This window comes from Pandoraea sp. NPDC090278, from assembly GCF_044772185.1.
Lineage (GTDB): Bacteria > Pseudomonadota > Gammaproteobacteria > Burkholderiales > Burkholderiaceae > Pandoraea.
Window position 1 is genome coordinate 1 of sequence record NZ_JBIVYJ010000016.1, and the last position, 13,508, is coordinate 13,508.

Genomic DNA, 13,508 nt, shown 5'->3' on the forward strand with positions numbered 1-13,508 from the left:
CACATCAATGAGGCCGCTCAAGGACGTTGATGACGACGGCGTTGGCTTTGGCGCTGGCGTCGAAGGACTTAACGGTACCCAGGGGGAGGGGACAGCTTTCGCCACCACGCGGGCGATATAGGGATTGCCATTGGCGAGTCGTCCGACCACGACTGAACCATCGGCATTGGCCCCCGTGGCGGTTTCCGTCTGGACGCCCTGCACTGTCACGCCGTTAGCCTGCAGCCACGCCTCCACGGACTGCATCTTGGCGGCCTCGGTCCATCGAAAACCTTGCCAGGTGGCATCGGCTTTTCGTGCGCTCCCGACAATGACCTTACCGTCACGGCTAATGCCCAAGGCCCGAGACTCCGTGCCACCCAGTGTGCCCAATGCCTCCAGTGCGTTGGTGCTCTGCGTCCAGCGAAAGGCGTGATTATTTCCATTCCCCGTAGAAGTGCCAGCCACCACGTTGCCATCCCCGCTCACCGCGGTGGCTACCGACGAGGCATCTCCAGACAACACGCCCAACGACGTAAGCCCCGTACCGCTTGTCCACCGAAAGGCTCGCGCATCGGTGGACCCCGTAAAATAATTCCAACCTACCACCACTGAGCCATCATCATTGGTAGCCGTAGCGCCCGAGTATGCCGACCCGCCAAGATCCTGAAAACCGGAGGCCACCGTCCAACGGTATGCTAATCCGGCCCCGTCCGATCTATTGTAAGTGCCAACAATCACTTGCCCGTCTCCACTGACCCCCATGGCAGCGGTGTCGCCAGTTCCGGCCGGGAAGCCATTGAGAAACTGGATGCCATTGGCGGCAGTCCATCGAAATGCTTGACCGGCTTGGCTTCCGTTCGCTGCAGCGCCTACCACGACACTTCCATCAGAATTGGTTCCCCCTATACTGGCACTACTCGCCCTGTCGGTGGCCCCGAGATCTTGCTCTCCCCCAGAGGCCGTCCAGCGAAAGGTGTGGGTACGCGCGCCTGAAGTATTGTTCCAAGTCACCACGCTGCCGTCATCGCTCACGCTGACTTTCCCCACATTCGTCCCCGATCCGATACCCGTAATGCCAGCGCTTTGCGCTGCCGCAAGCACAGGAACGGCCAAACTGACACCCAGCGCGCACGCGCTTAATCGGTGGCGAGCAGTTAAACGACGCTCGTAAGAAGGGCAAGGGGCGCAAGAAAAATAAAAATGGCGAAAACGCATAGATAATTTGACGTGATGAAATAGAACATCAGCAAAAACACGCGGCGCCTAAAGAAAATCACCTCGAAGGTGACTGACGACGCGCAGCCGGAAAAAGATACCCCTCACAACTGGAAATCAACACCAATACAAATCCGATGAATTGCTTATTATCAATCAACGATTTAGATCCACCGAATTCATTGCAACAAAACAAAACAACGGCCGACACCTAAATCACAAAGTGCCTCAAAAAAATTAATTATCATAATTAATATCTGATTTTTACGATCAAATGAGAACAAAAATTAGCCAATTAACAATTAATTCGAATCACAGTGCCATCGACCAATCAACAAAAAAATAGAAAAAAATCTAAATTTTTGATCAATTTTGTTAAATCATGATCCCAACCTCCAATACGACCCTCTCTATCGAGATAGTTTAAGACTGAGGGGGACGTGTCATAGAGAAACGAATGTCATCAGGAAGATGAAGAGGCGATGTCGAACAACGGGTTGTCGCCATCCTGTGGGGTGGCGAAAAGTGGCAACACAACAATGAGGAGCATTAGGCTTCCGGTCGACGTCACATCCCTGTTGTAGCGACCATTGCACCCAGCGATTAGCACCAAATGGGCTTGTCGACTGTGGCGCTGCGCCTAGTTGCGCGAACAGCGCACGCGACCGCCCTCCCCCCCCAAAAAAATCGATCGGCAGCAAGACGTTCGCCCTGCTCAAAGAGCGAAACATCGCTCAGCGGCCTTCTTCGGCAACGGAGAGGCTTGCAGTCCACGCCCCAGCGCGTGGACTGCCGCCGGGATCGCACGCACTTCTGGCCTATGGGGGAGTCTGTGAGTGGAGAAGACGTCTGAACGACGCAAGTGAAATTAACGATGTCACAAGCACTCTGCCAACATCGTCGGGCAACGCCGCTCACCGGGCAATCTGCTGAAAATTGACGCGTCGATTTCGAATAAAATCGATATTCATTCAATTGACCTGCGACAACACTGAACGAGCGATTAGTGTAAATCGAACACCTAGCGTGTGGCGACGGATATCGTCTCCAGGACACACCGCGTCGGACCGAAAACGTCCAACACGGTAGGGGTTGTACACGCTGTCACGTATATTCAAATGCCAACGATCGCGAAATTCGCAGGGGCATTTACGCACAGTGCGAAACCAGATCATCGATAACCGAGCAACGCCAACGCTTTCTCGCGGTGGAAAAGCAATCGGTGACCAAGCTTTTCGCTGCTGGGAGGCAAGCACGTGCTGACATGGTCGATCTGGAAAGTGCCAATAAAGGCAGTTGCACTGTGTGCCGTGTGATGGACTTCGAAAAGGCTGAGCGCACATGCCGGACGTTTCAAAGTTCTGAGTACAGTTACCCACCCGCGTTGCGCCGCATGGGTAATACGTAGCACCCCTTCAGCTGTTATAAAAATGAGACTACTACCTTCGACATTTGCTAGGATGGCTTATTATTGAAATCGATTTAATATTTTGATTTTTATATCCAGCGATAGAAAATCGGTGATTAAATAAGTCGCGCCATTCGGCCCGTGCATCAGGCCCCCTGCTCGTTGATTTGGCACGATGCAACGATTGTCGCGGGGATATTGATTGAACAATCTAACTGCTCCGCGAATAGCGCGGGACTGATTGTACGGACATTTAGTAAGCCGAATAGGAAATAGCTCACGGTTTTCGATGGGTTACAGCGATTAAAGCGTGCGATTCACTGCGGCGGAGCATGACCAAACATGTCAGACATTATCTTCGACCCAAGCAGCGTGGATCAGATCCACGAACACTACCTGCGGTACGGTAAGGCGATTCAAAGGCACTACTATCCGGAGATGCGAGAAGTGGCCATGCATCCCCTGCTACTCAAAAATGCGTTTCGCTTCGATTCTCAGGTTACGGACGCCATGCTGCATGACCTATTCAGAGTTATGCGCAACGAAATGGCATATGCGACCTCACGTCTGTTTCGCGTCTATATCGAGAACGGCCTCAATTCCGAAGCCAACGACTGGATTCGCTACTCGGAACCGCTGCATGGGGAAAACTTCGAGGATTGGCTGATCAGGACGATGAGACAACACCCGTTCGGTGTCGTTGTCAATCAGGCAGAACGCTGGTCCGATTCGCTGGCCCGCTTGGCCACCGATCTCACTGCCTCCATTCGTGAAGATCTCGGCAAACGCCACACGCGTGTCGAAATCAGTTGCTTCATCGGAAATTATGGATACACACCGTTCGGCATACATCTGGACGATCCGTTCACTTCGGTGATCCACGTGCACCTAGGGCCTGCGCCGAAGACAATGTACCTATGGAAAGATGAGATCTTCTCCCAGATCGACGGCATCCGACACCGTTTTGAAATTAATCGCCTCAAAGTGCACGCGGACGCATACCAGATCAGGTCAGGTGACACCTTTATCCTACCTCCGCACTACTGGCATATCGGCGAAACAACGAAATTCTCCGTTGGACTCGCAATCGCAATCGTTCGCGATAGTGATCGGCGTCTAGTTAAGACCGTGATCGATCACGCGCTCGAAAGTGCATTTGATAGGCACGTTACGTCAAACAAAGCTGCGCATACCAGCCTTGCCACATGGTTCGCTCACGCTGAGAAACGCTATCTATCCAGCTTGGAAAGTAATCGAGGCCTGCAGGCATCATATCGACTGCAGCGCGGCACCTTTCTAATTGCCACCTCACCATTGATCGCGTTGAACGATGCCTTTCCACCGCTGTTGGCAAGAATCGGTGAGACGCACGTGGTGTTTTCTAGAGGGCATCAGAGAGAAATCTCAGAACCGCACGTGTTTGAACGCGTACTGTCGGCGATAGCAGATGGCGCACCGGGCATGCGTGCACTCGCCGGTGTGCACGAGCACAAGGAAGGCGGTCTCTCCGAGCCTGAAGACCTCTTGCTGGTCAAGTGGATGATTGAGACCGGTTCGGTCCGCGTGATCGACGATTTGACCTCCGAAGCCCGGATCGCCGGTCCGTCAATTTGCAGCCTGCCTGCGCTCAACGAGGCCGTTGCGCGCCTACTCGAACGCGATGGTGCCCATTTCTTCGATATCACGTCTCTAATGGAGGGGCTAAGCAGGGATGATGTTATCAATCTGCTGAACGACGTACTTACACGACGCGAAATAACTTCGAACTACGAACTACTATCCGAGGATCATGTTTATCTGCACCGGCAGCGCAATTTCCATCTACTGGTGCGCTTCATCGGCAAGAGCGAGCAAGACACACTCTACGCCAACGAATTCGACATTTTCGTAATCAATCCGACTGCTGAAGCAATCGCCGTCCCCGTTTACGAGTGTCCCTCACGGCCCGACGGCTTAGGGTCTCCTGATCCACTCCGAAAACTCGATGACATCGTGCTCCAGCCGGGCCGAGCGTATCGGTTCGAGGCATATAGGCATATCCTCGATTTCGGCTGCGACGCCGTACAGGGCGCGTTCGTGCTAATTGCTCACTCCGATCCAATGGGGTGGTTGAGCTGGATTTACGACCGCCAAACGCTGCAGCCGATCGAGAGCATCTGCACGAGCCTGCAAGCATCGAGAATTCAGCTTTATGTCCGCCTGCTCGGAGAGATGAATGCGAACCAGGCGGTGCCCAGCCTGACCAAACTAGCAACTTCGGACTACGCGAATTTCGTGCGTTGGGAGGCCGTTGAAAGCCTATCACGAATTTCACCGAGTGATTGCCTGAAGGTGCTAAGACAACTCGCGACGGGCGACCCCGACTCAGAAATCCAGCGCGCGGCTGCACAGAGCTTAAAGATCTCCGACGCGGAGCTTCCCTGAGGAGCACGTAATGGCAATCAAGATCGATACATTGAAGCGAGCCCCCGTTACGGTTCAAGAATACATCGCGTTTCTCGAATCCAGCCACATAATTGAACAGTTCCGGAAGTCAATCTATGACCGCGAGGTCATGTGCTTGGCAGCAAGCTGGCTGCGTTCACTTGCAGAGAACAAGACACATCTGCTGGCGATCATAGCAGACGAACTGGCGTCTTCGACCGAGTTTCAGGCCCGCAACTTCGGACAATCGCAGAGCTTCGTTATCCATCGCACCGCTGATTACACCATTCGGATCATGCTATGGATACCTGACGGCCACCAAGCAAAAGCCATTCCATTTTCGTACGAGAATGCACATGACCATGCGTTCGACTTGATGTCCACTGGCTTTTTTGGTCCAGGTTATCGGACATCACTGTTTACCTTCGACTACGACGATCCTGTGCATCGCGTTGATGGGTTGACACGGCTCGCTTATCACGGCGATACACATTTGCGCGAAGGCGAAGTCATCTACTATTTCGCGAACCGCGATGTCCACGTACAACATTTGCCAGAGTCACTGTCAGCATCGTTGAACCTGATCGTTGTGAAGCCTGATGCATCGGTCAGGCAGACCGTATTCGACCTTGATGGACCTCCCGACAACGGCATCGCATGGGGAAAGCCACGCTACAACAGCGCGCGCAAACTTCGCACGCAACGCTCGATTTTCGCCGCACTGGCCGCGCATGGCAATGCCCGTTCCCGAGACGCACTCACGCGGATTGCGCGAAGTCACGAACTGGAGGAAGTTCGCGCGCTGGCATGGATAGCGCTTCTGAATGGCCTTAATCCGAATCCGGCCTGGTTTGGCGAAATTGCCACTGAAAAAAGCTCTTACATCAAAAAGGTTGTCGCCGAACGGGTTTCAATAGCCACGGAGAACCGAGCATGACTATCGACAGCACACCTGAGATCAAGGAAGCGCTTACGCTAAACGAATTACTGGCGCTACTGAGACACGCGCCGACGATCAGACAAGTGGCCCAGGGCATTTATGATGAAAATGGAATACACGAAGTAGCGAGATGGCTGGCTGCGTATGCGTCAAACCGGTCGTCAGTGATCGACTGCATTTGCCACGAGCTCGATTACCCAAAGAATTTCCAGCAGCATAACGACGTACAACCACCAACGTTCATTGTCCATAGCGACGAACGTATCGTGATTCGTCTGGTCGTGTGGCTGCCGCGGTCGGGTCGCTTCGGAAATACTCCATTTTCCTACGAGGAACCGCACGATCACAACTTCGACTTTTGGACGGTGAATTTTTTTGGCGACGGCTACGTAACTCATTTGTACGACTACAGCTACGACGAAGTCACCGGGTTTAGCGATGAAGCGGTTGCACTCGACTATCGCGGCGAACACGTTTTGTGTCCTGGTAAGGTCATGTTCTATGTCCGGAATAAGGACCTACATATTCAGCATCCTCCCAAGAATCTCTCAGCATCTTTGAACCTGATCGTGCAACCTGAGGTGGCGTCCCGCCAATATGAGTTTCGCTTGGACGCGACGCGGGCACAAGGTCGAACGAATGCATACATCAAAAAGGGGCGATTCGAACGCTACAAGACACAAGAGACACTGTTTCATGGACTCTTGAATTTCGGTAATCAAGAGAGCCGCAGAAAGGTGCTAAACATTGCCCAACACCACGGCAAGAGTGAGATACGTGCGGTCGCCTTTGAAGCGCTGCTTGCGTACGCGCAACGCGTAGGTGACTTTGCCTCTGCAAAACATGTCGTGGCTCTGATCGACGACGATCCCGATACGTATGTCAAAAACAGAGTTGCGCGCCACATTGGGACTTTGCCCGGGCTTGGTCCTGATTCCGTTGCCGCAATGTGCGGCAGTAATCCGTTCGGTTCAACCATTGGAGAATTGTCATGACCGAAGATGCTACCAATGAACAGAAAGTCACGCTTGTTTCTTTTGGCAAGGAAGTCACACTAGCCGGCGCAGTTCCTCGTACGCTTTCAGGTAGCGAGGCCGGACGTGTGCTTGGATTCGGCTGCCGTAGTTGCACTGGCACCGAAACGGAAAAGTAAATCAGTCTCGAGAAATAGAAATCCAGGATCAAGAATGTCCGCTCGAGTTCTTGGTCCTGTGTTTCTGCAAACGGTCGGCGCAGTCTTAGCCACGTCTATACAAGCTACTCAACCGGGGTAGATGCATGCCATCTGGAATGAAAATCATCGTCACCGGAGCATCAGGGTTGGTCGGTTCTGCCATCTCCCGAAGGTTGTTTGCATCTGGCGCGAAGTTGGTAATTGCAGGCAGGAATCGTCAAAAACTGTACAACGGCGGCCTTGATGCTGAAAGCACCTCAGACACATCGCCGTACGCATGGAGCGGAGATCTACGTGACGAATCGGCCTGTCGCAACCTGATCGAATACTCGGTCCGCGCAATGGATGGCATCGACGTTTTGATCAATAATGCAGGAGTGTTTCACTTTTCGGCGTTTGAAGAGCTTGATCATGCGGCCATTGCGGAACTCATGTGCATCAATGTCCTGGTGCCCGCCTATCTCACGCGGCTCGCGCTACCTTATCTCAAAGCGAGCAAAAACGCCGTAGTGGTAAATATATCGTCGCTCGCCGGTCAGGCAAGCCTTCCAGGTGGGGCCGCTTACGCGGCGTCAAAATGGGCATTGCAAGGCCTCTCACATAGTATTCGCGAAGAGTTACGTGATGTGTCTGTTCGCGTCTGCACAATCTCGCCGTGCCAAGTTGAGGTGCTGCACAATCATTCCACGGGTACCGCTCGCACTATCACACCGGAATGCATCGCTAACGCGGTCGCGCTGCTCCTTGCGCATACGGAAGGGTCGGCGGCGTCACTCGATCTGATTTTGCATTGAGAGGCAACTTCATAGAGACCTCTAGGGTCTGTCAACCCTCTCGGCAAGTTATTAACCTCAGATGTCGGTAACAGTCGAACCGAAGAAATGAGAAGACCGATCGACGGTAAGTTGTGGAACCTGATGGAACAATTGCCGCTCCCCAGCGAAGCCGATGCACAAGCACCATCTAGGCGGGATTTTGGTTTCAAATCGTGCTGCACTAAATGACATTCTGTTCTTGCTCGAAACCGGGAGCATTGGTGCGACGGGCAGCCAGCTGGCGTGGGGGCATCGCAAGTTGGCAAGAACTGATACTTGCAATGTTTCAGGCAATAACTAGCATGAATTTCTCGCGAGTAACCGTCCTCTTAATTCTGCTCAGCCGGGCAAGAAAGTTGTGGTCGGGTACGATCATAGCGGTATGACTTGTCAGCTTTATTCAAAACTTGCAATTATGGCTCACACCGTCGATTACGAACCGAGGCATCCGCCCCTCTCCAGCGGAAACGCACTTCATACCATGTCGCCGACATCGCCCGCCTCACAACGCCGCTTGCGCTAACGCGGTTGTCGCTTTTGGCGATGAATCTCACTGAGATCGTCCAGTTGGCTCCCATGGCAAAAACGCGCTCGCAGCCGCCAGCCTTGGCACCCACTTGTTCTTCAGCATAACTACGCCGCTACGAGCATACTCACATCAGTCGGTATCAAGGTGTCACATGCGCGGGCGCGCAGGCTGACGCATCTGTGCCGGGCCGCTACTGGACTTGTGGTGCAACATCTGTCGCTTCCGGCACTCGCGCTATCGTCCCGCTTTTTTTCGCACACACAAGTTGAAGGGAAGCCATGTATAGCAAGCGGTTCGAAGCACCACTGAGGGCGAGCGATCCGTGGTTTGGGAGATCTGTCGATTTCGCAGCAACTGCAAAACGGCTTACGGCCGAGGTCACCCTCACCTCAGACAGTCGCTTCCTGCACTCGGAGACGGCCGGCGCGCACCGCGAGTATGAGATCGTGATCAAACATTGCCAGCGCTTGAACTTTTTTCACAATAACTGCTATCTGGGAGGCCGAACGCCTTGTATTAAATTGCCTGACAGGTACGTCGCGCTCGTTAGATGCACCACATTGAGCAGAAAATGCTCCCCGAACTCAAAAACATTCGCCGGAATTTGCTCAAGGAGCGCGACCGCCTTTCCCGCTCGACTGGACCGCAAAGATGTCGGCGGAAGTGTTGCCTGACCCCAGACGCGCCGCGGCAATGGTTTCCCGGACGCCCTCAACGGCTTGTTTCGGGCTACCAAGTTTAGCTTCAGCTCTATCAACCTGCGCGCCACCCGCCCAATATCAACTTAACGAACAATTTAAATGTCCTCGATACTTAGAAAATGGTTCGATGGGATTTCCAAAAATTTGCATCTTGAGGATGGTCGCTGGTCATCAAAATGCATACACAAAGAAATTGTATATTTCTTAAAAATGAAATTTCCATGCCAAACCACGTTAGACGATGATTGCCTCAATCACTTTTCAAAAGCATCCAAATATATTGAAGATTACTCACACGTCGATAAAAACAAAACAAATGAGGTCAATCGAAAAACAATAATTATGTCGTTTGTTGGAGATTTACTTTTCGTCCCCGGGCCGATTGGAAATTACCTCTCCGACCCAATATTTGAATTCCTCAAAAACTCAGACTGCACCGCAATAAATCTCGAAACCCCGATATCAATTGAACACAAAATTCCAAATTACTGCATGGAAACGTTCAACACATCCCCGGAAGCATTGCATCCGTGGCGGAAGATTGGTGGCGCAAAGATTTTTTCCCTATGCAACAACCACGCACTAGATTGTGGAATTGACGGATTGAATAACACATCAAGAACAATCCAGGCGGAATCCGAATTCTATGCGATTGGTGGAGTTTCAAAGGGCGATGATCAATTAATTATTAAAAATAATGATGCAAGAATTGGATTTATTGGCATTACTCACAGCGTAAACAAAAACAAAGATGACGTCCATCGAGTGGCCATTCCAATCGCATCACTTACAAAACCGGAATGCGCCAGCGATCTTGAATTAATAAATCAAAAATATAAAAAAATATCAATGCGACATTATTATCCTTGCTGCTCACTGGGGGTACGAACATGAGCACTGGCCCAATAATTTTCAACGAACCAATGCCTACAAATTAATTGAAATGGGAGTAGATGTTATTTTTGGACATTCCCCGCATGCTGTACAACCTATTGAGTTAATTTCCGTTGATGGATTTGATAGAAATTGCCCAACACAACTATCTCGAGGCGGGAATCCAAGGCAAGCCATTATTTTGTATTCCGTGGGAAACTCATTGTCCAATATGATTGGTCGAGAGGCCAAAAGCGGCATTCTCCCGAAGTTAAGATTCATCATATCCAAAAATGCAAATGAAGTTAATCTTGAAATTGCATCAATTGAACTTATGCCAATAAAAACCCAAAAAACAAAAAATGGGTACATCATTACGGGAATCAACAATCAAGAAAAATATTTTTGGCGAAATTTTTTTACTGGCTGTAAATTGATTGCAAGACAGATCACCATAAAAAATCCCTATCATGACAGCTCTATAATGGCAAACTTACGTTCACAAATATTTTCCGGACGAAAACATTGATCTGGCATAGAACACGTGGCCGAAAATGAATGTTAGTGTCTCGGCGAAAAATCTCTTTTCTTAAATTGGCGATGAAGCGCAAACAGTATTCAATTCAGCAGATCGTGGCGGTGCTTAAGCAGGCGGAGTTAGGCATACCTGTGGCAGACCTAATTCATCAGATTCGCATCTCCGAGCTGACCTCTTATCGGTGAGAAGCAGTACGCGGGGATGCAGTCGGAGCAAGTTCGAGAGCTGAAGCAATGACAAGACGGAAACGGCCGGCTCAAAAAGTTGGTCGCCGCACTCAGATTGGATAAGGCAATCTTGCGGGATATCGCAACAAAAAAATGGCCGTGCCCGAGCTGAAGAGACTGGCCGTGGAGTACATCGTAGATCACTGGCACCTCCCCAAGCGTCGAGCGTGTGGGCTGCTCCAACAAGCGCAGCACCTATTACTACCGTAGCGTCAAGTCTCCTCAGACGACCTGGCGAGCCCAAATGCGCGAATCGTGCAAACCCGTGTTCGCTACGGCTGCAGGGTGTCCACGCTGGAGTAGACCACGGAAAATCAGCGCCGGGAAATTGAAACTGCCGGTTTTGCCGTCAAATCCCAGCGACTGCTCGACAGAATGGAAAATGGCGATGTGCTGATTGTCACCAAACTGGATCGTCTTGGACGAAATGCTATGGATGTCAGAAAAATGGTGGAACAACTGGCAGCGTCAAACATTAGGGTTCACTGCCTATCGCTGGGCGGCGTAGATCTCACCGGCCCAGCCGGGAAAATGACTATACAGGTGATCTCAGCGGTAGCTGAGTTTGAGCAAGATATGTTACTTGAGCGTACAAATTCTGGTATTGCGCGAGCCAGGGCTTCGGGAAAACGCTTCGGACGTCCTTCGGACCTCAATGATGAACAGAAACAGGCGGTGCTGGAACGTCCTAACGCAGGAGCAAGTATCAGTGCCGTCGCAAGGGAATTCCGCACATCACGACGAACTGTTATTCGTTTACAGAATAAGGCAGAAGGCTAGTATGAAACAATAAGGCTGATGACCATCATAGTCAGTGACCTGTGATAAATGATTTTTTCACCCTCTAAAAGGAGTTTTCTGATGAAAATCAGAGCATTATATCTGGCGATGCTGTTTATCTCACCTGCCTGTCTGGCGTTGTCTGCAGGTGAACACAATAAAAATACTAGTCTGATGCACGTCATTTCTGATTACAGAATGTCACTTGCGTCACTTCCTCTTGATTATTCTCTGCTGGAAAAAAGACAGCTACCCGGAGTTATGCTCCAAAGGTATAACCTGAATTCACAGTCGTGGTCTCCACAGGGCGTTGTCTCTCCGGAACGCTGGCAAAACGGGGTGAATATCTATGTTCCCGATTCAGCCAGAGAAAAAAATGCACTTGTTGTTATCAATAACGGCAGCAACAATAATGGGGCAGGCAGTCCTGTCGTGCCCACAAACTTCAGTGAGGAAGAACTTTCACGGATTGCGGTTGCCACACGAACCGTTGTGATAGCTGTCAGTAACGTCCCTAATCAGGTGCTCAGTTATCAGGGAGTAGCGACACCTCTGGCTGAAGATTACAGCGTGGCATATACCTGGAAACTTCTTTTGGGAAATACTCAGAAATACCAGGACGCATCCCTCCATATTCCTATGGCGGCGTCGGTATCACAGGCATTCAGGCTGGCGAAGAAAGAACTTATCCAACAGAACATCACTAAGTTTATGGTTACGGGTGCCTCCAAGCGTGGCTGGGCCGCATGGCTGATCGCGCTATCGGACCCGGATGTTGATGCCGTTATTCCTGTTGCTTTTGATCTGCTGGATACCAAGAAATCTCTTGAACACATGTATCATTCATATGGAAAAAACTGGCCAGTCGCCTTTTATCCGTACTATCAACAGGGCATTGACCAGGAGATTGGCACGGATGAATTTGCAAGCCTGATGACACTGGAAGATCCGCTTATTTATTTGAATACCGATATGGGCGATCGTCTGAAAATTGATAAATATATTATTAACGCCAGCGGTGATGACTTCTATGTCCCTGATAACAGTCATTTTTATTATGGCCGTTTGCCTGGTCAGAAGTCCCTGCGGGTAGTACCGAATTCCTCACATTATGGTATTCTGTCCGTTGCAGAGCAGTCGCTGACTACCTTTGTTAACCGTTTTCAGAATAGGCAAAAGCTCCCTGAAATTACGGAGAAAGTACAGAATAGCGGGAACGGGAAAAAAGTGCTGACGGTCAGTTTCTCAGAGGAGCCAGAAGCTGTTTTACAGTGGACAGCTAGGAATCCGGCCGCGAGGGATTTTCGTTATGCCTGCGATGTTAAATACAGTTCAGCACCCGTCAGTCTGTCAGGCGGCGAGAGATTCAGCATTTCGCTGACAACACCCGACAGCGGATGGCAGGCCACTTACATTGAAGCAACGTTCAGTGACGGGTATGTGGCCACAACACAGGTGTATATTACGCCGGACGAAAAGTATCCGGAAGCAGCGCCGCCGTCGGCAGGGTCCGCCTGTCAGACTCTTCCGGGTCGGGGACTGATCCCAAAACCGTGAAACAGTAATGTCATAGCCACAATTCACGTATTTAAACCCGGTGGCAAAAACTGCCGGGTACGTCTTCACGCGAATACGCATTTTATAGTTTCGCTCCCGCTGGGCCTGCAAGCCGCGCCAGTCAAGGGGCTGGGAGACAAATCTCATTATATTGTAGCTTCGCTCCCATTACCCCGGCTATTGGCGCCGACGTCACTGACCTGTCCGTAAAATTTCGTACCAAAGAAATCTAGAGATAATGGCTCCTCAACTCATGAGGAGTTGGTATGAAGAAAAGCCGGTACAACGACGAGCAGATTGTTCGGATACTTCGCGAGGCAGATCGAGACACGGTGCCCGAGGTAG

General features: G+C 51.0%; 8 protein-coding genes and 4 pseudogenes. 10 read left to right on the forward strand and 2 right to left on the reverse strand.

Annotated features, from left to right (window positions below; all coding sequences use genetic code 11):
• Together ACIQWO_RS26745 and ACIQWO_RS26750 are read right to left on the reverse strand one after the other, a co-directional pair.
• Positions 1–339, reverse strand: a pseudogene (locus tag ACIQWO_RS26745) (hypothetical protein); the annotation flags it as partial.
• A gap of 27 nt (positions 340–366) precedes the next feature.
• Positions 367–1,197, reverse strand: a pseudogene (locus ACIQWO_RS26750) (hypothetical protein); the annotation flags it as partial.
• A 1,750-nt stretch (positions 1,198–2,947) separates the two neighbouring features.
• Between ACIQWO_RS26750 and ACIQWO_RS26755 the strand changes: the two are divergent.
• The 10 genes and pseudogenes from ACIQWO_RS26755 (at position 2,948) to ACIQWO_RS26800 (ending at position 13,163) form a co-directional block, all read left to right on the forward strand.
• Complete coding sequence (locus ACIQWO_RS26755; protein WP_402830721.1) at positions 2,948–5,029, forward strand: HEAT repeat domain-containing protein; 2,082 nt, start codon at positions 2,948–2,950, stop codon at positions 5,027–5,029.
• Between the two features lie 10 nt (positions 5,030–5,039).
• Entirely contained in the window at positions 5,040–5,966 is a 927-nt protein-coding gene (locus ACIQWO_RS26760; RefSeq protein ID WP_402830723.1) for a hypothetical protein, read from the forward strand.
• Positions 5,963–6,964: a HEAT repeat domain-containing protein gene (locus ACIQWO_RS26765; RefSeq protein WP_402830725.1), complete on the forward strand. Its 1,002-nt coding sequence runs from the start codon at positions 5,963–5,965 to the stop codon at positions 6,962–6,964. The genes ACIQWO_RS26760 and ACIQWO_RS26765 overlap by 4 nt, the downstream gene beginning before the upstream one ends.
• Entirely contained in the window at positions 6,961–7,122 is a 162-nt protein-coding gene (locus tag ACIQWO_RS26770; protein WP_402830726.1) for a hypothetical protein, read from the forward strand. Before ACIQWO_RS26765 ends, ACIQWO_RS26770 begins: the two co-directional genes overlap by 4 nt.
• Positions 7,123–7,259: 137 nt before the next feature.
• Entirely contained in the window at positions 7,260–7,937 is a 678-nt protein-coding gene (locus ACIQWO_RS26775) for an SDR family oxidoreductase (RefSeq protein WP_402830728.1), read from the forward strand.
• A gap of 1,350 nt (positions 7,938–9,287) precedes the next feature.
• Positions 9,288–10,082 carry a CapA family protein gene (locus tag ACIQWO_RS26780; protein WP_402830729.1) on the forward strand — a complete coding sequence of 265 codons (795 nt, stop codon included), beginning with the start codon at positions 9,288–9,290 and terminating at the stop codon, positions 10,080–10,082.
• Entirely contained in the window at positions 10,051–10,590 is a 540-nt protein-coding gene (locus tag ACIQWO_RS26785) for a CapA family protein (protein WP_402830732.1), read from the forward strand. The genes ACIQWO_RS26780 and ACIQWO_RS26785 overlap by 32 nt, the downstream gene beginning before the upstream one ends.
• Positions 10,591–10,661: 71 nt before the next feature.
• A pseudogene (locus ACIQWO_RS26790) lies at positions 10,662–11,111 on the forward strand (transposase); the annotation flags it as partial.
• Positions 11,112–11,606 (forward strand): annotated as a pseudogene (locus ACIQWO_RS26795) (recombinase family protein).
• A gap of 81 nt (positions 11,607–11,687) precedes the next feature.
• Positions 11,688–13,163: a PhoPQ-activated protein PqaA family protein gene (locus ACIQWO_RS26800; protein WP_402830731.1), complete on the forward strand. Its 1,476-nt coding sequence runs from the start codon at positions 11,688–11,690 to the stop codon at positions 13,161–13,163.
• Positions 13,164–13,508 lie beyond the last annotated feature (345 nt).